We start from the raw sequence: 21,677 nt of genomic DNA on the forward strand, positions 1-21,677 counted from the left end.
ACCGCATTTCTACGCCACCGCACCGACAAATCGGACGCCGGAGCGGGTGGGAGTGTCGGGCGGAGGGCCCACGCTAAGGCGCCGGGAGCCCTTCAGCCAAGGCGGTTATCCACAGGGGGTGTGGACGAGCGGCCCACGACTGTGGAGAAGTGCCGCAAACCTGTGGACGCCCCTGTGGAAAGCCCTGTGGATAACCAGACCATCGATCCACCGTCAACCCGCTGACCTGCGATTCCCCCGTCCCGGGGCTGTGCATGAGAAATTCTTCACACACAGCCGGGTGGCGGTGGACACAGACGCGGACGCCCCGGTCGCTCACACTTCCGAGTAAGTGATGAATACCCCTGGCACCTCTTACCTGTGGATGAGTAGCCTTGACCCCATGACCCTCACCACCGACCGCCGCCGGCACGACCGGGAGATCCTCGCCCTGGCCGTCCCGGCCTTCGGCGCCCTGGTCGCCGAGCCGCTCTTCCTGATGGCCGACTCGGCCGTCGTGGGCCACCTCGGCACCGCGCAGCTGGCCGGTGTCGGCGTCGCCTCGGCCGCGCTCACCACCGCCACCGGGGTCTTCGTCTTCCTCGCCTACGCCACCACCGCCGCGGTCGCCCGCCGGATCGGCGCCGGGGACCGCCGGGCCGCGGTCCAGCAGGGCATCGACGGCATCTGGCTCGCGCTGCTGCTCTCCGCCGGGGTGGTCGTGCTGACCCTGCTGCTCGCCCCCTGGACGGCGGAGCTGCTGGGCGCCTCCCCGACGGCCGCCCCGTACGCGGTGACCTACCTGCGGATCAGTGCGCTGGGCATCCCGGCGGTCCTGATGGTGATGGCCGCCACCGGCGTGCTGCGCGGCCTCCAGGACACCCGGACGCCGCTGCTGGTGGCCGTCGTCGGGTTCACCGCCAACCTCGGCCTGAACGTCGGCCTGGTGTACGGCGCCGGGCTGGGGGTGGCCGGTTCCGCCTGGGGTACCGTCCTGGCGCAGACCGGGATGGCCGCCGCCTACCTGTACGTGGTGGTGCGCGGCGCCCGTCGCGAGCGGGCCTCGCTGCGGCCGGACGCGGCCGGGATCCGGGCGTGCGCGAAGGCCGGCGGGCCGCTGATGGTCCGCACCCTGAGCCTGCGCGCCATCCTGATGATCGCCACCGCGGTCGCCGCCGGGCTCGGCGACGACCAGATGGCGGCGCACCAGATCGCCATGACGGTCTTCCTCTTCATCGCCTTCGCGCTGGACGCGATCGCGATCGCCGGCCAGGCCATCATCGGCCGCTACCTGGGCGCCGGGGACGTCCCCGGCGCCAGGGCGGCCACCCGGCGGATGATCGAGTGGGGCGTCGGCGCCGGCGTGCTGCTCGGACTGCTGGTCGTGGTCGCCCGGCCGCTGTACGTCCCGCTGTTCACCCCGGACCCGCAGGTGCAGGCCCAGCTGGACACCGCACTGCTGCTGCTCGCGCTCTGCCAGCCCGTGGCCGGCCTGGTCTTCGTCCTGGACGGGGTGCTGATGGGCGCCGGCGACGGCCCCTACCTGGCCTGGGCGATGCTCGGCACGCTGGCGGTCTTCGCGCCGGCCGCCCTCGCGGTGCCGGCCTCCGGCACCGGCCTGGCCGGGCTCTGGTGGGCGATGAACCTGTTCATGCTGGTCCGCGGCGGCTTCCTCACCTGGCGGGCGCGGAGCGGCCGGTGGCTGGTCACCGGAGCGGTCCGGAGCTGAGGCCGGGCCGCCCCGCCACCGGGACCGCAACCGCCCACGACCGCAGCCGCAACCGCCCACGACCGGGACCGGGAGCACCCAGGGAAACGACCGAGGGCCGGTCCCCCGCACGGGGGGACCGGCCCTCAGGGCACTGCTACGGAGCTGTCGCTACCGGGTTCAGGCGGCGACGACGGCGACGTCGAGGTTGGCCTGGACGTCGGAGTGCAGCTTGACCGAGACCTTGTGGGTGCCCACGGTCTTGATCGGCGAGGCGATCGCGACGGCGCGCTTGTCCACCACCGGGCCGCCGGCGGCCTTGATGGCCTCGACGACGTCGGCCTGGGTCACCGAGCCGAACAGACGGCCGGCCTCGCCCGAGCGAACGGCCAGCTTGACCTGGACGCCCTCAAGCTTGCCCTTGACCTCGTTGGCGGCCTCAAGGGTCTGGATCTCGTGGATCTTGCGGGCGCGACGGATGGCGTCGACGTCCTTCTGGCCGCCCTTGGTCCAGCGGATGGCGTAGCCACGCGGGACCAGGTAGTTGCGGGCGTAGCCGTCCTTGACCTCGACGACCTCGCCGGCGGAGCCGAGACCCGGCACCTCGTGCGTGAGGATGATCTTCATTACTTGGTCACCCTCTCTTAGCGCGCGGTGCTGGTGTAGGGCAGCAGCGCCATCTCACGGCTGTTCTTCACGGCCGTGGCGACGTCACGCTGGTGCTGGGTGCAGTTGCCGGTGACCCGGCGGGCACGGATCTTGCCACGGTCGGAGATGAACTTCCGCAGCAGGTTCGTGTCCTTGTAGTCAACGTAGTTGACCTTGTCCTTGCAGAAGACGCAAACCTTCTTCTTCGGCTTGCGAGCAGGCGGCTTCGCCATTGTGTGCTCCATTTGGGGTTCACGGCCGGGCGGGCGTCCGAGGACGCCGGCGGCCCGGCCGCACGAAATCTGTCAGCTCTTAGAACGGGGGCTCTTCCGAGAAACCGCCACCGGCCGGGGCACCCCAGCCGCCGCCGCCACCCTGGTTGTTGCCACCAGAGGAGGGGGCGCTGGACGCCCACGGGTCGTCGGAGGGACCGGACTGACCGCCGCCGGAGTTTCCACCCCAGCCGCCGCCGCCCTGCTGGCCGCCACCGCCGCCCCAGTTGCCACCGCCCTGGCCGCCGCCCTGCGGGCCGCCGCCGAAGCCGCCGCCGCCGGGAGCACCGGACCGGTTGGCCCGGGTGACCTTCGCGGTCGCCGAGCGCAGGCTCGGACCGACCTCGTCGACCTCGACCTCGAAGACCGTCCGCTTCTCGCCTTCCTTGGTCTCGTAAGACCGCTGGCGCAGTCGGCCCTGCACGATGACGCGCATGCCGCGCTGCAGCGACTCGGCCACGTTCTCCGCCGGCTGCCGCCAGACGTTGCACGTGAGGAAGAGGCTCTCGCCGTCCTTCCACTCGTTCGTCTGACGGTCGAAGGTGCGGGGGGTGGACGCGATACGGAACTTCGCGACCGCCGCACCCGACGGGGTGAAGCGCAGCTCGGGGTCGTCGACGAGATTGCCGACGAGGGTGATGACGGTCTCGCCTGCCATGGTGGTGATGACCTCTCGGGAAGATGTCCGTTCACCGTTGTTTCACGTGAAACAACGGTCGCGAGCTACCCGAGACCCGAAGGCCTCAGAGGTGGCTCAGTGGGTGTCCGGGCGCAGGACCTTGGTCCGCAGAACCGACTCGCTCAGGCCAAGCTGGCGGTCGAGCTCCTTGACGACCGCAGGGGTGGCCTGCAGGTCGATGACCGAGTAGATGCCCTCGGACTGCTTGTTGATCTCGTAAGCCAGACGGCGGCGACCCCAGGTGTCGACCTTCTCGACCTTGCCACCGCCGTTGCGGACGACGGCGAGGAAGCTCTCGATCAGGGGGGAGACAGCGCGCTCCTCGACCGACGGGTCGAGGATGACCATCAGCTCGTAGTGACGCATGAGTAACCCACCTCCTTTGGACTCAGCGGCCACGGTCTCTCCGTGGCAGGAGGGTTGTGCAGCGTCGGCACCGGAGCAGTGACGACACCGGCTCACCGTAGCGGCCGGGTCCGACAGTGCCGCCCCGCTCACCCGCTGGAGGGCAGAGGAAGGCACAACTACACCAGTGCAGACGGCACAGCCTACCTGCACCCGGACGGCCGAACAAAATGCATAGGGGTTGTGAGACCCGCCCAACCGCCGCAATCTGGACGGAACGGGTTCCCTGCCCGTTCGTCCCCTCGCCAGGAGGTGGGACTCATGGCCCAGACCATCCACCGGATGCCCGCCCTCACCCTGAACACCGACGGCCACCCGCACCCGAGGGAGAACGCCCTGGTGGGCGTCACCGCCGTCCTCGGCGTCATCTCCTTCGTCACCTCGTTCTTCCACAACCTGCACCTGCTGACCTCGTGGACCGGCCTGTTCGGGATCGCCGCGGGCCTGCTGGGGGTGTTCATCTCCGTCACCACGGCGGAGCGGTTCATCCTCATGGTCGCGCTCGGCGCCTCGGCCGTCGGCTTCTACCTCGGAATGGCGCGCGGAGGCCTCTGGGGTTGACCGCCCCGCGCGAGGAACCCTCAGCGCCCCCGTCGCGTACCTACCTAAGGCGGACCGGTACGAGACGGGGGCGCCGCCGCGCCCGCAGCCCCGGGGGCCCCGGACGATAAGGTCACCCCGAGAAACCAGGGCCCACCGCAGCCCGACGACGAGGAGCACCGAGCATGAGCCTGCGCCTGAGGACGATCACCCGCGAGGAGCACCTCGCCTTCATCAGGAGCCGCGCCTCGGCCAGCCACATGCAGGTGCCGTCCTGGGGCGATGTGAAGGCCGAGTGGCGCTCCGAGTCGATCGGCTGGTTCGACCAGTCCAACCAGCTCGTCGGCGCCGGCCTGGTGCTCTACCGGCAGCTGCCCAAGGTCAAGCGCTACCTGGCCTACCTGCCCGAGGGCCCGGTGATCGACTGGTTCGACCGCGACCTCGACCGCTGGCTGCAGCCGATGCTGGCCCACCTGAAGTCGCAGGGCGCCTTCTCCGTGAAGATGGGCCCGCCGGTGGTCATCCGCCGCTGGAACGCGCCGACCATCAAGGAGGCCATCGCCGTCAAGGAGGCCAAGCGCCTGCGCGACGTCGAGGCCGACTGGTACGAACCGCGCGCCTTCGAGGTGGCCGACCGGCTGCGCAAGGCCGGCTGGCTCCAGGGCGAGGACGGCGGCGCCGGCTTCGGCGACGTCCAGCCGCGCTACGTCTTCCAGGTGCCGCTGGCCAACCGCTCGCTGGACGACATCCAGAAGGGCTTCAACCAGCTCTGGCGCCGCAACATCAAGAAGGCCGAGAAGAGCGGCGTCGAGGTGATCCAGGGCGGCTACGACGAGCTGCCGATCTTCCACCAGCTGTACCTGGTGACCGCCGAGCGCGACCGGTTCACCCCGCGCCCGCTGTCCTACTTCCAGCGGATGTGGAAGGCCCTCACCGCCGAGGACCCGAACCGCATGCGGCTCTACATCGCCTACCACGAGGGCGAGCCGCTGGCCGCCACCACGATGCTCGTGGTCGGCGAGCACGTCTGGTACTCCTACGGCGCCTCCGCCAACCACAAGCGCGAGGTCAAGCCGTCCAACGCCATCCAGTGGCGGATGATGCGCGACTCGTACGCGCTCGGCGGCGGGGTGTACGACCTGCGCGGCATCTCCGACACCCTGGACGAGAACGACCACCTGTTCGGCCTGATCCAGTTCAAGGTCGGCACCGGCGGCCAGGCCGCCGAGTACCTCGGCGAGTGGGACTACCCGCTCAACAAGCTGCTGCACAAGGCGCTCGACCTCTACATGTCGCGCCGCTGAGCGGCAGCGCCCCCGCCGCCGAGCCGCCCGTGCCCAACACCCTCTGGGAGATGACCCGATGACGCTGTCGCTCTACCTCGACACCGAACGCTGGCGCACCCACCAGCGCTCCGTCCTGGCCGAGTTCCCCGGCCTGGTGCCGGTGGCGAAGGGCAACGGCTACGGACTGGGCAACCACCGCCTCGCCGAGGAGGCGACCCTCCTCGGCACCGGCATGCTGGCGGTCGGCACCGCCTACGAGGCGGCGGACGCGGCCGACTGGTACGGCGGCGAGCTCCTGGTGCTCACCCCGTACCGGATCGGCGAGGAGGCGCTGCCGCTGCCGCACGCCCGGGTGATCCGGACGGTGGCCAGCGTCGACGGGGTGCGCGCGCTGCACGGCGCCCGGGTGGTCGTGGAGTGCATGACCACCATGCGCCGGCACGGCGTCTCGGCGGCCGACCTCCCGCTGGTCGCCGCCGAGCTGGACGGCGTCTCCTTCGAGGGCCTCGCCCTGCACCTGCCGATGGACCGGCCGGACGGCTCCAGCCCGGTCGAGGAGGTCGCGTACTGGGTGGACACCGCCCGGGCCGCCGGGGTGCCGGTGCACACCGTCTACGTCAGCCACCTCGGCGCGGCCGGCATGGAGCAGCTGGCCCAGCGCTACCCGGGCACCGTGTTCCGGGCCCGGATCGGCACCCGGCTCTGGCTGGGCGACCACGGTGCGCTGGAGGTCAGGGCGACGGTGCTGGACGTCACCCCGATCGGCAAGGGCGAGCGCTACGGCTACCGCCAGCACCCGGCGCCCGCCGACGGCCACCTCCTGGTGGTCGCCGGCGGCACCGCGCACGGCATCGGCCTGGAGGCGCCCAAGTACGTGCAGGGCATGTCCTCGCGGGCCAAGGGCATCGCCCGGGCCGGCCTGGCGACCGTCAACAAGACCAAGTCGCCCTACAACTGGGCGGGCAAGCAGCTCTGGTTCGCCGAGCCGCCGCACATGCAGGTCTCCCTGCTGCTCCTGGACGGCGAGACCAAGCCGCCGGCGGTCGGTGACGAGCTCGGCCTCCAGGTGCGGCACACCACCACGCACTTCGACCGCGTGGTGGACCGCTGAACGACACCGGCCCCCGGCGCCCGGACGGGCACCGGGGGCCGGGGGCCGGAAGCCGTGGCGGCTCCGCCGGTCAGACCTTCTCGGCCGGCTCCGGGGCGGGCGGCTCCTCGACGAGCCACCCCTCGGCGCCGGCCGGCGCGTACCCGGCGTAGGTCGCCTCCTCGCGCAGCTGCCGGGCGGCGCCGAGCACGAAGACGTCGGGGGCGTGGTCGAGCACCCCGCCGGAGGGGTCGTCGCTGCCGTCCCAGCGCACCGGGTCGCGGTCCGGCAGGAGGATGTCCCGGACCACCACGCCGACCAGGTACAGCGTGCCGAGCAGGTGCAGCACGATCGCGAAGTGGTACCAGGACTCGCCGATCCCGTGCTGCTTGGGCCCGGTGACGAAGCCCAGGTGGGACCAGATGCCCAGGGTGTAGAGCACCTCGCAGGCCTGCCAGATCAGGAAGTCCCGCCAGCGCGGGCGGGCCAGCACCGCGAGCGGCAGCAGCCAGAGCACGTACTGCGGCGAGTACACCTTGTTGAACACCACGAACGCGGCCACCACCAGGAAGGCCAGCTGCGCGACCCGCGGTCGGCGGGGCGCCGAGAGGCCCAGCCACGCTATCCCCGCGCAGCTCAGCACCATCAGGATCGCGATGAAGGTGTCGAGGTTCTCCAGCCCGACGCCGCGGCTCTGCATCACGATCAGCCAGAGCGAGCCGTAGTCCTCGGTGCGGTGCTTGCTGAAGACGTAGAAGGTCGACCAGCCCTGCCAGCTGGCCATCATGATCGGCAGGTTGACCAGGACCCAGGCCCCGACCGCGCCGCCGAGCAGGCCGCGGAGCTCACGCCAGCGACCGGCCCGCCAGCAGAGCACCACCAGCGGGCCGAGCAGCAGCAGCGGGTACAGCTTGGCGGCGGTGGCCAGACCGATGAACACCCCGGCCAGGACCGGCCGCGCACCGGCCCACCAGGCCAGCGCGACGGCGGCCAGCGCGACCGCCAGCAGGTCCCAGTTGACGGTGGCGTTGAGCAGCAGGACGGGGGCGAGCGCGAACATCAGGGCGTCCCAGGGGCGGCGCCGGTGGGTGCGCGAGAGCGCCACCACGGCGACCACCGCGCAGGCCATCAGCAGGCCCGCGTTGATCAGCCAGAACCACCGCTCCTGGTCCGGCAGCGCGCCGCCGCCGGGCGTCAGCCAGGCCGCGACCTGCATGAACAGACCGGTCAGCACCGGGTATTCGAGGAACTGCAGGTCCCCGGTGGTGCCCGGGATCCGGTCCACGTACGGGTGCAGGCCGGCCGCGAAGCCCCGCCCGGAGAACAGGTGCGGGATGTCGCTGTAGCAGGCGTGCACGTACTGCGGCGAACCCGGCTGGAACCAGGCGGCGTTGTAGCAGGGCAGCTTCTGCGCCATGCCGAGCACCGAGACCACGATGACCACCAGCGCCAGGAAGCGCGCCGGGATCCACCAGGAGACGCCGAGCAGCGCGCGCTTCCCGGGCGGGCCGCCGATCACCTCGCTGCCAGCCGCCGCCACCGGGTCCTCGTCCGCCGGCACGACCACGGTGTTGGCCACCACCCGGCCGGCCCCGGCCTCCGGTTCGGTGTCGGTCACGGCGTCGGTCACGGCCCCGGCGTCGGTCTCCGGCCCTGCGGCGGTGTCGGCCGCGGTGCCGGCCGCCGTCGCGGTCGGGGACCCGGCCCCGTTCTCCGGTGCCCCGGAGGCCGACCCGGCGGCCTCGATGGGCCCGGTCTGGCCGACGGATTCGTCACGAGCGCTGGACGTCATGGCGGACATCCTGCCGCACCTGCCCCGCCCGGACGAGGAGGCCCCCGCCGCGGCCCCGCCGCCGGGCCTCCGGGGCGTGACGAATCGCTCCGAATACGGCGAAACGGCGGCGGCGGCCCTCCGGGGAGGGCCGCCACCGCCGTTTCCGGTGCGGACGCGCTACGGCGCGACCGCGTTGCCGCTCGGCGGCGCCGACGGCGAGGTCGGCGGCCTGGTCGTCGGCGGCTTGGGACTGCTGCCGCCGGCGCCACCGCCCGCACCGCCGCCCGGGTCGGTGGTCGGGCTCGGCGGCGCCGTCGACGGCGTGGTGCAGCCGATGTTGCCGATGATGCAGGTCGGCGAGACGCCGCCGGCCCCGCCGGTGTTGCCGCCGCCACCGGTTCCGGCGCCTCCGCCGGTGTTGCCGCCACCGCCCGTACCGGCGCCTCCAGCGGTGTTGCCGCCACCGCCGCCGGTGGTCGCCGGGTTGGTCTTGGTCGGGGCCGGGGGCACCGGCACCGTGCCCGGGCAGTCCACGCCGGGGACGCAGGCGGGCTCCTGGGTGACCGGCGGCTGGGTCGGCTGCTGGGCGTTGGGGTCCGGCGGGACGGTCGGCATGGTCTCGGTCGGCGTCGGTGTGGCGGTCGCCGTGCTCGGCGCGCCCGAGGAGTCGACCTGCGAACCGACCGGCTGCGGGGTCGGGAAGTCCAGCTTCTTCTCGTTGGCCAGGGCCGCCTTCATGTACCGGGTGAAGACGTCGGTCGGGGTGTCACCACCGTGCACCGAGTCCTTGCCGCCGGTGCCGTTCAGCGAGAGCCGCTCGTGCTGGGTCGGGTCCTCGCGCCACATCGCCACGCTGGTGGACAGCTGCGGGGTGTAGCCGACCCACCAGGCCGACTTGTTCTGGTCGGTGGTACCGGTCTTGCCGGCCACCGGGCGGCCGAGCGCGTTGGAGTTCTTGCCGGTACCGTTCTTCGCCACGTTCACCAGCACGTCGGTGACGTTGTCGGCGACGGCCGGCTCCAGCCCCTGCTTGACCTCGTGCTTGCCGAAGCCCGGCCGCTCCTTGCCGTCCAGCAGGACCTTGGTCACCGAGTACGGGTCCGCCTGCTTGCCGCTGGCGGCGAGGGTCGCGTAGGCGTCGGCCATCCGGATCGGGCTGATCGTGGAGACGCCGAGCGGGAAGGTCGTGGTGTTGGCCTCGGCGGCCAGGTTCTCCTTGCGGACGCCCATCGCCTCGGCCACGGCGGCCACGTTCGGACCGCCGACGTCCTGGTTCAGCTGGACGAAGGGCACGTTCCACGACCACTGCATGGCGAGCCGCAGGGAGACGTAGCCGCGCTTGCCCTTCTCCTCGTTCTTCTGCCGGTAGGGCTTGCCCTTGTCGTCGAGCACCAGCGAGCCGTCCGGCCTGCGGATCTCGGACAGGTCGTCGGAGAGGTAGCGGCTGTCGGCGTTGATCCGCTTCGGCTTGCCCTTGTCGTCGGTCTGGGTCTGCACACCGGACTGCATGGCGGCGGCCAGCACGAAGGGCTTGAAGGTCGAGCCGACCTGGACGCCCTGGGCGTCGGCGTTGTTGTCGTGGTGCCCGTTCTCCACGCCGTCGCCGCCGTAGATGGCGACGAGCGCGCCGTCACCGGGCCGGACGCTGGCCGCACCGAACTGGACGAAGTTGTCGTTGTCGGGGCGCTTCTGCGGGTTCAGGGTCTCGGACTTGACGTCGTCCACGGCCTTCTTGAGGGCCTCGACCTTGTCCTTCTCGAAGGTCGTGTAGATCTTGAAGCCGCCCTTCTCGATCGCCCGCTGGTCGATCGTCGGGTCCTTGACCGTGACGAACTTGTTGGCGGTCTCGACCAGGTAGCTGATCTGCCCGTTCATGTTGGCCGGGGGCACCGGCTTGATCGGGTCCGGGAAGGCCGTGCACTTGGCCCGCTCCTCGGCGGTGGCGTTCTTGGTCTCCACCATCCGGTCGAGGATCCACTTCCAGCGCTCCTCGGCGCGGGCGCGGTTGTCCTTGATCGTCGGGTCGTAGTACGCGGCACCCTTGAGCAGACCGGCCAGCATCGCGCTCTGGCAGAGGTTCAGTTCCTTGGCGTTGACGCCGTAGTACGCCTGTGCCGCGGCCTGCGCGCCGGTCGCGCCGCGACCGAACCAGCTGGTGTTGAGATACCCCTTGAGGATCTCCTCCTTGGACTGGTCCTGGTTGATCTTCAGGGTGATGAAGAACTCCTTCACCTTCCGGGAGAGAGTCTGCTCCTGGGTCAGGTAGGCGTTCTTGACGTACTGCTGGGTGATCGTGGAGGCGCCCTGCGTCTGGCCGCCCTTGGCCATGTTGATCACCGCGCGCATCATGCCCTTGGGGTCGATGCCGCTGTCGGTGCGGAAGGTCTCGTTCTCCGCCGCGATGACCGCGTTCTGCAGGTTGGGCGAGATGTCGGTGAGCTCGACGATCTGCCGGTTGGTCTCGCCCCGGCGGACCATCTCGGTGCCGTCGGCCCAGTAGTAGATGTTGTTCTGATCGTTCACCAGGGCGTTGAGCGGCGGGATCTTCGTGGACTGGTAGATGACGAAGATGCCGCCCACGCAGGCCGCGAACGCGATCAGGAAGGCGCTGAGCCACAGCCGCCAGGAGGGCAGCCAGCGGCGGAAGCCCTGCTTGCCGAAGCGGGGGTAGTCGATGAACCGCTTCTTGCCCGGTGTGCCGCCGGGACCGCCCGCGGCCGGTCCGGGACCGCCCGCACCGCCGCGCCGGCCGCCCTTCTGGGAGGCCTTGCGCATCTCGGCCCGGGTCATCCGGGGCTGCTGGGCGGTCTCCCGCACACCGGGAGGGCGCCGGCGGCCGAGGCCTTCCGAGACGACCTCGTCGGGTCCGGCTCCGTCCGGGCGTCCGTTGCCGCCGCCCGGAGGCCGGTCGTCGCCACCGGACGACCTCCGCCGTCGTTCGCTCATGTTCCAGGTACTCCTCGCCAGGCCGGTCGAGCCTGAAGGCAGGGTTCACGTCCGATGCCCGCAACCGCCCTAACCCCGGAGGTGGTCCTCGTGCACACGCGACAGCGTACGCAGCACTGAATCCGAACTAATCGGGCATCAGTCGCCAATGCCTGCAAAACGACTGCAGATCATTACACGCCCGTTGCCAAGCACACCCGCGCGTCGCCTTGTGATCACATTCACGCGCGCCCCCCTTGCCCGTTCGGGGACCCAGGCTTACTGTTCTCGATATATCGAGCCGATACATCGGAGCGGCATACCGCCGGAGACGGCGGGTCGCGGACCAGCCGGGGAAGGGAGGACGACAGCTGTGGGCAGGCGCTCAGGAGTGCTGGAGTTCGCCGTCCTCGGCCTGCTCCACGACGCCCCGATGCACGGGTACGAGCTGCGCAAGCGGCTCAACGTCCTGCTCGGCTCGTTCCGCGCGTTCTCCTACGGGACGCTCTACCCCTGCCTGAAGAGCCTGGTGGCCCAGGGCTTCCTCGTCGAGGACAACCCGGACGTCGAGTACGTCCCGGCCACCGCACTCAACGGCAAGCGGTCCAAGATCGTCTACCGGCTCTCCCCCGAGGGCAAGGAGCGGTTCGAGGAACTGCTCGCCGAGTCCGGCCCGGACGCCTGGGAGGACGAGCACTTCGGCGTGCACTTCGCCTTCTTCGGCCAGACCGACCGGGCCGTGCGGATGCGCGTCCTGGAGGGCCGCCGCAGCCGGCTGGAGGAGCGCCTGGAGCGGATGCGCAACTCGCTGGCCCGCGCCCGCGAGCGGTTCGACGACTACACCGTCGAGCTGCAGCGGCACGGACTGGAGTCGGTGGAGCGAGAGGTCCGCTGGCTCAACGAGCTGATCGAGACCGAGCGGGCCAACCGCACCGGCCGGACCGGACCGTCCACCGACGGGACCGGCCCCGCAGTACCCAAGACTTCGGACGGCCGTGGCCACGACGACGGGTCCTCGGACCCGCCCGGGCCACCGTACGACCGCCCGGGGCGCTCCGAGCAGGAGCGCTGACACCGCGTCAGCCCTGTGCCGTGCGCGGCAGGAGTGGGCGCCTCGCGCCCGTCAACAGTCATCGAAGAAGCAGGACGAGCACCGCCGGTCTCCGGCGGCGCTCATGAGATCACAGGGAGCAACCGGAAATGGGTTCGGTTCGCGTAGCCATCGTGGGCGTCGGCAACTGCGCCGCGTCGCTGGTGCAGGGTGTCGAGTACTACAAGGACGCCGACCCGGCCGGCAAGGTCCCCGGGCTGATGCACGTCCAGTTCGGCGAGTACCACGTCCGTGACGTGGAGTTCGTCGCCGCCTTCGACGTCGACGCCAAGAAGGTCGGCTTCGACCTTGCCGACGCCATCGGCAGCAGTGAGAACAACACCATCAAGATCTGCGACGTGCCGCCGACCGGTGTCACCGTCCAGCGCGGCCACACCCACGACGGCCTGGGCAAGTACTACCGGGAGACCATCGAGGAGTCCGACGAGGCCCCGGTCGACGTCGTCCAGATCCTCAAGGACCGCCAGGTCGACGTCCTGGTCTGCTACCTGCCCGTCGGTTCCGAGGTCGCGGCGAAGTTCTACGCGCAGTGCGCCATCGACGCCAAGGTCGCCTTCGTGAACGCCCTCCCGGTGTTCATCGCGGGCACCAAGGAGTGGGCGGACAAGTTCACCGAGGCCGGCGTGCCGATCGTCGGTGACGACATCAAGTCCCAGGTCGGCGCGACCATCACGCACCGCGTGATGGCCAAGCTGTTCGAGGACCGCGGTGTCATCCTCGAACGCACCATGCAGCTGAACGTCGGCGGCAACATGGACTTCAAGAACATGCTGGAGCGCGAGCGCCTGGAGTCCAAGAAGATCTCCAAGACCCAGGCCGTCACCTCGCAGATCCGCGACCGCGAGCTGGGTGCCAAGAACGTCCACATCGGCCCGTCGGACTACGTGGCCTGGCTGGACGACCGCAAGTGGGCCTACGTCCGCCTTGAGGGCCGTGCGTTCGGCGACGTCCCGCTGAACCTGGAGTACAAGCTGGAGGTCTGGGACTCCCCGAACTCCGCCGGTGTCATCATCGACGCCGTCCGCGCCGCGAAGATCGCCAAGGACCGCGGCATCGGCGGCCCGATCCTCTCGGCCTCCTCGTACTTCATGAAGTCCCCGCCGGTCCAGTACTTCGACGACGAGGCCAAGGACAACGTCGAGAAGTTCATCCGCGGCGAGGTCGAGCGCTGAGCGGTGCGGGCTCCGCGGTGATCGGACGCTGAACCGATCGCCCGCCCGCACCGGAACGGGCCCACGGTCAACTACCGTGGGCCCGTTCACCTTTTCCCGGCCAATGTTTCACGTGAAACACAGACCGGTTCCATGGCACCCTGGGCAGGTGGCGATCACGGAGAACGGCAGCACCCACCAGACCGCGCACCGCGCCACGCTCCTCGACCTGCTCCGCGGCCGCGACTTCCGCCGGCTGCTGACCGCCCGTGTCCTCTCCCAGCTCTCCGACGGCGTCTTCCAGGTCTCGCTCGCCGCCTACGTGGTGTTCTCCCCGGAGAAGCAGTCCTCCCCCGCCGACATCGCCTCGGTACTGGCCGTGATGCTGCTGCCGTTCTCCGTGATCGGCCCGTTCGCCGGCGTGCTGCTGGACCGGTGGCGCCGCCGCCAGGTCCTGTACGTCGGCAACCTGGCCAGGTTCGGGCTCGGCCTGGTCACCGGCGCGCTGCTGCTGGTCCAGGCGCCGACCTGGCTCTTCTTCGCCTCCGCCCTGATGGTCACCGCGCTCAACCGGTTCATCCTGGCCGGCCTCTCCGCCGCGCTCCCCCGGGTGGTGGGCCCCGAGCAGCTGGTCACCGCCAACGCCCTCTCCCCCACCCTCGGCACGGTCGCCGCGGCCTGCGGCGGCGGGGTGGGCTTCCTGCTCCACCAGGTGCTGCCGCCCGGCCCCCGGGCCGACGCCGCCCTGGTCTGCGTCGCCGCCCTGCTCTACCTCTCGGCGGCGGTGGCGGCGCTCCGGATGGACAAGGACCTGCTCGGCCCCGAGCGCCACGCCGGCCGACCGGCGCTCGGCCGCGCGCTGGCCGAGGCCGCCCGTGAGCTGCGCGCGGCCGTCACCCACCTGGTGCGGGACTGCCGTCCGGCGGCGCACGCGCTGGCCGCGGTCACCGCGGCCCGGTTCTGCTACGGCGTGCTGATCGTCGTCGTGGTGATGCTCGCCCGGTACACCTTCAACGACCCCGCGGACAGCGCGGCCGGACTGGTCACCCTGGGCCAGGCGGTCGGCCTCTCGGCCGCCGGGTTCTTCATCGCGGCGGTGATCAGCCCCTGGTGCACCCGCCGACTCGGGCTGGCCGGCTGGATGACGCTCTGCCTGGTGGCCCCGGTGGTCTTCGTCCCGGCGCTGGGACTCAACTTCACCCTGGTGCCCTGCCTGATCGCCGCGCTGCTGCTCGGCGTGGTCACCCAGGGCACCAAGATCTGCGCCGACACCGTGGTCCAGGAGTCGGTGGAGGACGAGTACCGCGGCCGGGTCTTCGCCATCTACGACGTGCTCTTCAACGTCGCCTTCGTGGCCGCCGCGATGGTCACCGCCCTGGTGCTGCCGCTCTCCGGCCGCTCGGTCACGGTCGTCCTGGGGGTGTCCGCGGTGTACGCCCTGGCCGCCGTCCTCTACCTCCGCACGGCCCGGCGGACCGGCCCCGTCCCCGGTGACCAGGTGTCCTGAGCACCGCGGCCCCCTGCGGCCCGGGCCCGTCGGCGCGAGTCGCTAAGGTACGTCAGATCTGTCGGAGCGACAGCACTCTGCCTCGGGGGACAATCTGATGAGCACACCACAGGGCCCGTACGGGCCACCGCAGCAGTACGGCCATCCACCGGCGCCGCAGCCCTACGGGGCACCGGCTCCCCAGCCGTACGGACCGCCCCAGCCGGTGCCCGCCGGCTACGGCGCACCGCAGCCCGGCTACGGCTACCCGGCCGCCCCGCCGCCGGCCCAGCCCGCGCCCGGGTACCCGCAGGGCGGCTACCCGCCCGGTCCGCACGCCCAGCCGCCGTACCAGCAGCCCCCGCAGGCACAGGCTCCGTACCCGCAGGCGCAGGCTCCGTACCCGCAGGCCCCGTACCCGCAGGCGCAGCCGCCGTACCAGCAGGCCCCCTACGGCCAGGCGCCGCAGCACGGCTACCCGCCGGTCACGCCGCAGCCCGGCGAACCGGCCGGCAGGGGCCGCGGCAAGGCCCGGCTGAAGGCGGTCGGCGTCGTCCTGGGTGTGATCGCCCTGATCATCGGCTACTTCGTCACCGGCCCGAGCGTCAGCAGCGCCAAGGCCGGCGACTGCGTCAAGGCCAGCGGCTCCCGCGACGTCTCCGTGGTCAAGTGCACCGACGGCAAGGCGAACTACAAGGTGCTGGCCAAGTTCGACTCCACCACCGACACCGCACGGTGCCGGGAGACCGCCGGCACCACCAGCACCGTCTCGGGCAAGAGCGGCCGCCGCTGGAACAAGAAGCGGTACGTGCTCTGCCTCGGTCCGCTCACCGGCGTCCCGCCGGTCAAGAAGTCCTGACCGCTCGCCACCTCGACCTCCCGGGGGATCCCGTTGTCCGTTCCGCCCCAGATGCCGTACGGCGCGCCGCCGCCCGCCGACGGTTCCAACCCGTACGCCGGCAACCCGTACGCGGGCCAGCCGGCCCCCCAGCCCGCCGCCCCGCCCCCGCCGCCCGGCTACGGCTACCCGGCCGCGCCGCCCCCGGCTCCGGCCCAGCCCGGCTACGGCTACCCGGCCCCCGCGGCCGCGCAGGGCCCGTACGCCGGACAGGCCTACGGGTACGCGCCGCAGGGCGGCCCGGTCTGCCGGTTCTGCGGCGGCTTCCCGGCCGTGGAGACCACCGTCCGGGGCCACCAGGGCATCATCATCGTGATGCGGTTCCTGAAGCAGCCGGGGCCGTTCTGCCGCACCTGCGGCACCGCGGTGGTCCGCGACATGTCCGCCCGCACCCTGGTCCAGGGCTGGTGGAGCTACCTGTCCGGGCTCTTCACGGTGATCACCCTGCTGCGGAACCTGGCCGCCCACAACAAGATCAAGGACCTGCCGCCGCCGGTGCCCGGCACCCACGGCCCGCAGCTCGACCCGGGCGTCCCGCTGACCAAGCGGCCGCACATGCTGATGCTGCTGCTGCCGGTCATCTCGATCGGCACGATGATCGCCCTGATCGCCACGGGGGCCTTCCTCGGCAGCCGGCACGACCGCGACCCGTACCGACCGCTGGTGCTCCCCGAGCCGACCATCACCGTCCCGACGGTGCCGCCCCTCTCGCCGTCCTTCTCGCTGCCCCCGGCCATCCCGCTGTCCCCGACCCCGGTCCCGGCCCCCACCGTGACGATGCCGACGCCGACCAAGGAGGCCGGCGACATCGACTCGGCCAAGGCCGGCGACTGCCTGCGCAACGAGAACGGCACCTCGGCCACCCACGACTCCAACCCGCGGATCACCATGCTGCCGTGCACGGACCCGAAGGCCCAGTACAAGGTGCTCAAGAAGGTCTACGCCACCAGCGACGACGACAAGGCCTGCGAGAACGTCACCGGCGCGGAGAGCACCTACACCCGCGAGTCCACCACCCCGGCGCTCAGCTTCGTCCTCTGCCTGAAGAAGCTCTGACGCCACCGGTCACCGGGGGTGCCCCGGTCCTCCGGAGCGTCCGCCGGGCGATCGGCAGCGGCGCCGGCCCCCCGCCGGCGCCGCTGCCGTTTCCTGCCGTCCCTTGCCGCCCCGCAGTCCCGGCCGGGCGCCCGCTACCGCGCGGCGCCCGGCTGGTCGTCCCACCAGGTGCGCAGCGCGGCGACCGCCTCGTCGTACTCCATCGGCCCGTGCTCCAGCCGGAGCTCCAGCATGTGCTTGTACGCCTTGCCGACCGCCGGACCGGGCTTCAGGCCCAGCAGCTCCATGATCTGGTTGCCGTCCAGCGCGGGGCGGACGGCGTCCAGCTCCTCGCGGGCCTTCAGCTCCTCGATCCGCGTCTCCAGACCGTCGTAGGTGCGGGAGAGCGCCGCCGCCTTCTTCCGGTTCCGGGTGGTGCAGTCGGAGCGGGTCAGCTTGTGCAGCCGCTCCAGCAGCGGACCGGCGTCGGTGACGTAGCGGCGCACCGCCGAGTCGGTCCACTCGCCGCCGCCGTAGCCGTGGAACCGCAGGTGCAGCTCGACCAGGCGCGAGACGTCCTCGGTGAGCTCCTTCGAGTACTTCAGGTCGCGCATCCGCTTGCGGGTCATCTTGGCGCCCACCACCTCGTGGTGGTGGAAGGAGACCCGGCCGTCCGACTCGAAGCGGCGGGTGCGCGGCTTGCCGATGTCGTGCAGCAGCGCGGCCAGCCGCAGGGTGAGGTCCGGGCCGTCCTGCTCCAGGTCGACGGCCTGCTCCAGGACGGTCAGCGAGTGCTCGTAGACGTCCTTGTGCCGGTGGTGCTCGTCGCGCTCCAGCCGGAGCGCCGGAAGCTCGGGCAGCACGTGGTCGGCCAGCCCGGTGTCGACGAGCAGCCGCAGGCCCTTCACCGGGTTCGCGGCGAGCAGCAGCTTGTTCAGCTCGGCCTGGACCCGCTCGGCGGAGACGATGGTGATCCGCTCGGCCATCGCGGTCATCGCCGCGATCACCTCGGGGGCCGGCTCGAAGTCCAGCTGGGCGGCGAAGCGGGCGGCCCGCATCATCCGCAGCGGGTCGTCGGAGAAGGACTCCTCGGGGGTGGCCGGGGTGCGCAGCACCCGGGCCTCCAGGTCGTCCAGGCCGCGGTGCGGGTCGACGAAGCCGCGGCCGGGCAGGTCGACGGCCATCGCGTTGACCGTGAAGTCGCGGCGGACCAGGTCCTCCTCGATGGTGTCGCCGTAGGTCACCTCGGGCTTGCGGGAGGTGCGGTCGTACGCCTCGGAGCGGTACGTGGTGATCTCGATCAGGAAGGACCCCTCCGCGGTGTCCTTGCGCGCGCCGACCGTGCCGAAGGCGATGCCGACGTCCCAGACCGCGTCCGCCCAGCCCTTGACCAGCTTGAGGACCTGCTGCGGGCGGGCGTCGGTGGTGAAGTCGAGGTCGTTGCCGAGCCGGCCGAGCAGCGCGTCGCGCACCGAGCCGCCGACCAGCGCGAGCCGGTGACCGGCGGCCTGGAAACGGCGGGCGATCTCGTCGGCGACCGGGGACACCCGCAGCAGTTCCTGCAGACCGAGGGTCTGCGCCTCGCTCAGGCCGGGAACGGCCTGCACGGCGGTGCTGGAATGATGGGCGCCGGACTGGTGGGCAGTAGTGGGCTCATTGGCAGTGGACACGGCTCACAAGGGTACGTGGCCCGAAGGCCCCGCCGCCCGCGCGTTTCCGTCGCCTCACCCCATGGCCCGCAACACCGCACCCCTCGCCACATCGTTACCATGCCGGTGGAACGAGTCGCGGGCACCGGCAACGGGCCGCGGTGCGGCGTGCCGGCACGGCCGACCGGGCGACGGACGACCGCCATTTCTTCACGGCTGATCCTCATGGCTGACCCCTACGGCCGACGGGACAACCGCAGCAGCACGGCACGGCAAACGCACGGCACAGCAGGGCACGGCACGGCATCAAGCGGCGAGCGATCGAGAACGGCGAGGGCGGAGCACGTGAGCGAGCGAAGCGAGCGAGCCAGGAGTAGGGGCGCGTTTCGCGAAGCGACCGCCGAGCGCAGCGAGGTGGGCGCATGAGCGAGCGAAGCGAGCGAGCCAGGGATAGGGGCGCGTTTCGCGAAGCGACCGCCGAGCGCAGCGAGGTGGGCGCATGAGCGAGCGAGCCACCGGAACGCGCGCGTCCCGTCTGGCGGCGGCGGCCAGGCGGCTGGCCGCCGCCGCCGGCGCCGCGCTGGTGATCGTCCCGGTGCTGCCCGGCATCCCGGCCGCGACCGCGGCCCCGGCCGGCGGCGCGCACCCGGCCACCGAGTCGACGGTCTCCGCCGACTACCCGGTGATGCTGACCATCGAGTCGGTGAACAAGCCGGTGGCCGTCCAGAACGGCACCGTGACGATCGCCGGCCACGTCACCAACAGCGGTAAGTCGGTGCTCAAGTCGGCCCACGCCGCCGTCCGCAAGCCCTGGTCGAACAAGCCGCTGACCGTCCGCAACGACCTCGACGTGGTGGCCGCCCGGACCGGACCGGTCGGCGCGGACGGCATCTCCCTGGACAGTCCGCAGTACGCGCTGAACGAGCTCGGCCCGGGTCAGAGCCAGCCGTACACGCTGAGCGTCGCGGTGGCCGACCTGCAGTTCACCACCGAGGGCGTGTACGAGCTCGCGGTGGACGTCTGGGGCTCGACCGCCGACAACCAGCGCGACCGCCCGCTGGGCATCGCCCGGACCTTCCTGCCGTACGTCCCGGGGGCCTCCGAGGCCCAGCCGTCGAAGGTCACCACCCTGTGGCCGCTGGTGCACGCGCCGGTGCTGGCCGCGCAGACGTACTCCGAGAACGACCAGACCGTCCCGGTGCTGCGGGACGACAGCCTGGCCACCGAGTTCGCCCCGGGCGGGCGGCTGCACGCCATGGTGGAGACCGGTGCCACGCTCCCGGGGCTGACCTGGGTGGTGGACCCGGACCTGTTGGACACGGCGTTCGCGATGACCCGCCCCTACAAGGTCCAGAAGCCCGGGACGGCCGGCAACGCGGCCAAGGACGACAACACCGTCAACGGCACCGGCACCGCCGCGGCCACGGCCTGGCTGGAGAAGCTGCGGGCCGCCGTCGCCAAGCCCGGCAGCCAGGTGGTGGCGCTGCCGTACGCCGACCCGGACATCGCCTCGATCGCCCACAACGCCCCGGAGCTGGACGGCATCGACACGGCGCTCGGCAAGGCGGCCACGGCCGGCCGGCTGACCGTCGAGGGCAGGCTCTCGGTCGACACCCGCTCGGACGTCGCCTGGCCGTACCAGGGCTACCTGGACCAGCGGATCGCCTCCGTCACCCAGCAGACCGGTGCCAACCTGGTGCTGGTGAACGGCGCGAGCATGCCCGAGTCCGACGCCCTGAAGTACACGCCGTCGGCCGCCCGTCCGCTCGGCAACGGGCAGACCGCGCTGGTCGCCGACGAGGAGATCTCGGCGCTGTTCGAGAAGGACCTGGTCACCCCGCAGGCCCAGACCCAGGCGACCCAGCGGTTCCTCTCCGAGACCTTCGTGATCTCCCGGCAGGAGCCGCAGCACCCGCGGGGCCTCCTGGTGATGCCGCCGCGGGAGATGACCGCGACGACCGCCAAGGTGCTGGCCGACGCGCTCCTGGCGGCCCACGAGGGCAAGTGGGTGGAGCCGGTCAAGCTGGACGTGCTGGCCCAGCTCCCGCCGGACCCGAAGGCCAACACGAACGTCCCGGCCGCCTCCGACTACCCGGGCCGGACGCGCGACTCGGAGCTGCCCGCCGTCGACCTGACCGCCACCACCCGGATCCAGACGGACCTGGACACGCTGATGCGGGTGCTGACCCTGCCGCAGCGGGTGCGCGGGCCGTTCAGCGCGGCCATGGTCCGCTCGCTGTCGACCGAGTGGCGCTCGCAGGCCCCGGCCGGCAGCGTCTACCGGGACGGCGTGGCCGGCTACCTCAAGGAGCTGACCGCCGCCGTGAAGGTGCCGCCGAAGCGGGTCATCACCTTCGCCGGGGACACCGGCGTGCTGCAGGTCAGCGTCCGCAACGACCTGACCCAGACGGTCACCAACCTCAAGCTGGTGCTGGTCCCGGCCCAGCCCAACCGGCTCCGGGTCGAGGTGCCCGCCGAGGAGCTGGTGCTGCCGGCCTCGCAGAGCGTCACCCTGCGGTTCCCGGCCGAGGCGCACAACAACGGGCCGGTCAGCATGACCGCCCAGCTGTTCACCACCGGACCGAACCCGCAGCCGTACGGCGAGCCGGTGCGGTTCACCGTCGAGGTCACCTCGGTGACCAACGGCGTGCTGTACGTCTTCGGCGGCGGCCTGGTGCTGCTCCTGCTGGCCGCGCTGCGGTTCGTCCGCCAGCGCAAGCGCCGGACGCCGGGCGACGGCGACGAGCCGGTCGGGGACGCCCCGCTCGCCCCCGCCCCGGCGGACGGCGCCCCGGAGGCGGACCGCACGGGGGCGGACGGCGCGGAGGACGGCGCGGAGGACGGCGCGGAGGACGGCGCGGAGGACGGCTCCGGCCCCGCAGCCCCCTCGGAACGCCCGACCCGGTCGGACCGCCCGGAACACCGGGAGCAGCCGGAACGCGGAGGAGCGGTGCAGACACCGCGCGGCAGCACCGCAGATGGCCGGGATCAGGCCACCAGTGATGAGAAGGTTGGTCCTTGACACCGCCGATACCGCCCGA

At 71.7% G+C, this 21,677-nt stretch carries 17 protein-coding genes; 10 read left to right on the top strand and 7 right to left on the bottom strand.

Going from position 1 to position 21,677, the window contains the following annotated elements; genetic code table 11:
* Positions 1–382 precede the first annotated feature (382 nt).
* On the top strand, positions 383–1,708 hold the full coding sequence (locus OG550_RS18655; RefSeq protein WP_327679002.1) for an MATE family efflux transporter: 1,326 nt from the start codon (positions 383–385) through the stop codon (positions 1,706–1,708).
* Positions 1,709–1,867: 159 nt separating this feature from the next.
* On the opposite strand, the gene rplI is transcribed toward OG550_RS18655, so the two are convergent.
* From rplI to rpsF, 4 genes are all read right to left on the bottom strand, one after another.
* The gene (gene rplI, locus OG550_RS18660; RefSeq protein WP_327679004.1) at positions 1,868–2,314 is read right to left on the bottom strand and encodes a 50S ribosomal protein L9; all 447 of its coding nucleotides are present in this window, start codon (positions 2,312–2,314) and stop codon (positions 1,868–1,870) included.
* 17 nt (positions 2,315–2,331) lie between these two features.
* Positions 2,332–2,568, bottom strand: a complete 237-nt coding sequence (gene rpsR / locus OG550_RS18665; RefSeq protein WP_030304537.1) for a 30S ribosomal protein S18 — start codon at positions 2,566–2,568, stop codon at positions 2,332–2,334.
* A 79-nt stretch (positions 2,569–2,647) separates the two neighbouring features.
* On the bottom strand, positions 2,648–3,265 hold the full coding sequence (locus OG550_RS18670; protein WP_327679006.1) for a single-stranded DNA-binding protein: 618 nt from the start codon (positions 3,263–3,265) through the stop codon (positions 2,648–2,650).
* 96 nt (positions 3,266–3,361) lie between these two features.
* Complete coding sequence (rpsF, locus tag OG550_RS18675) at positions 3,362–3,652, bottom strand: 30S ribosomal protein S6 (protein ID WP_327679008.1); 291 nt, start codon at positions 3,650–3,652, stop codon at positions 3,362–3,364.
* Between the two features lie 300 nt (positions 3,653–3,952).
* On the opposite strand from rpsF, the gene OG550_RS18680 reads away from it, so the two are divergent.
* The 3 genes from OG550_RS18680 (at position 3,953) to OG550_RS18690 (ending at position 6,628) form a co-directional block, all read left to right on the top strand.
* Complete coding sequence (locus OG550_RS18680; RefSeq protein WP_327679010.1) at positions 3,953–4,252, top strand: hypothetical protein; 300 nt, start codon at positions 3,953–3,955, stop codon at positions 4,250–4,252.
* Positions 4,253–4,416: 164 nt separating this feature from the next.
* The gene (locus OG550_RS18685; RefSeq protein ID WP_327679012.1) at positions 4,417–5,535 is read left to right on the top strand and encodes a lipid II:glycine glycyltransferase FemX; all 1,119 of its coding nucleotides are present in this window, start codon (positions 4,417–4,419) and stop codon (positions 5,533–5,535) included.
* Between the two features lie 58 nt (positions 5,536–5,593).
* Positions 5,594–6,628, top strand: coding sequence for an alanine racemase (locus OG550_RS18690; RefSeq protein WP_327679014.1), 1,035 nt, complete (start codon positions 5,594–5,596; stop codon positions 6,626–6,628).
* Positions 6,629–6,698: 70 nt separating this feature from the next.
* Here OG550_RS18690 and OG550_RS18695 read toward each other — a convergent pair whose 3' ends face one another.
* Together OG550_RS18695 and OG550_RS18700 are read right to left on the bottom strand one after the other, a co-directional pair.
* Complete coding sequence (locus OG550_RS18695; RefSeq protein WP_327679016.1) at positions 6,699–8,399, bottom strand: glycosyltransferase family 87 protein; 1,701 nt, start codon at positions 8,397–8,399, stop codon at positions 6,699–6,701.
* A 159-nt stretch (positions 8,400–8,558) separates the two neighbouring features.
* Positions 8,559–11,327, bottom strand: a complete 2,769-nt coding sequence (locus OG550_RS18700) for a transglycosylase domain-containing protein (RefSeq protein WP_327679017.1) — start codon at positions 11,325–11,327, stop codon at positions 8,559–8,561.
* A 352-nt stretch (positions 11,328–11,679) separates the two neighbouring features.
* Between OG550_RS18700 and OG550_RS18705 the strand changes: the two genes are divergently transcribed.
* The 5 genes from OG550_RS18705 to OG550_RS18725 all read left to right on the top strand — a co-directional run bounded on the left by OG550_RS18705 (position 11,680) and on the right by OG550_RS18725 (position 17,008).
* Entirely contained in the window at positions 11,680–12,378 is a 699-nt protein-coding gene (locus OG550_RS18705; RefSeq protein WP_327679019.1) for a PadR family transcriptional regulator, read from the top strand.
* Between the two features lie 128 nt (positions 12,379–12,506).
* Entirely contained in the window at positions 12,507–13,589 is a 1,083-nt protein-coding gene (locus OG550_RS18710; RefSeq protein ID WP_327679021.1) for an inositol-3-phosphate synthase, read from the top strand.
* Positions 13,590–13,737: 148 nt separating this feature from the next.
* On the top strand, positions 13,738–15,075 hold the full coding sequence (locus OG550_RS18715; RefSeq protein WP_327679023.1) for an MFS transporter: 1,338 nt from the start codon (positions 13,738–13,740) through the stop codon (positions 15,073–15,075).
* A 97-nt stretch (positions 15,076–15,172) separates the two neighbouring features.
* Positions 15,173–15,913, top strand: a complete 741-nt coding sequence (locus tag OG550_RS18720) for an LppU/SCO3897 family protein (RefSeq protein ID WP_327679025.1) — start codon at positions 15,173–15,175, stop codon at positions 15,911–15,913.
* Positions 15,914–15,946: 33 nt separating this feature from the next.
* Positions 15,947–17,008, top strand: a complete 1,062-nt coding sequence (locus tag OG550_RS18725; RefSeq protein WP_327679027.1) for an LppU/SCO3897 family protein — start codon at positions 15,947–15,949, stop codon at positions 17,006–17,008.
* Positions 17,009–17,142: 134 nt separating this feature from the next.
* On the opposite strand, the gene OG550_RS18730 is transcribed toward OG550_RS18725, so the two are convergent.
* A complete protein-coding gene (locus OG550_RS18730) occupies positions 17,143–18,594 on the bottom strand; it encodes a CCA tRNA nucleotidyltransferase (protein WP_442906158.1) in 1,452 nt (483 codons plus the stop codon).
* Positions 18,595–19,135: 541 nt separating this feature from the next.
* Between OG550_RS18730 and OG550_RS18735 the strand changes: the two genes are divergently transcribed.
* The gene (locus OG550_RS18735; protein WP_327679028.1) at positions 19,136–21,658 is read left to right on the top strand and encodes a DUF6049 family protein; all 2,523 of its coding nucleotides are present in this window, start codon (positions 19,136–19,138) and stop codon (positions 21,656–21,658) included.
* Positions 21,659–21,677 lie beyond the last annotated feature (19 nt).

Origin of the sequence: Kitasatospora sp. NBC_00458, from assembly GCF_036013975.1 — a bacterium.
Taxonomy (GTDB): Bacteria; Actinomycetota; Actinomycetes; order Streptomycetales; family Streptomycetaceae; genus Kitasatospora.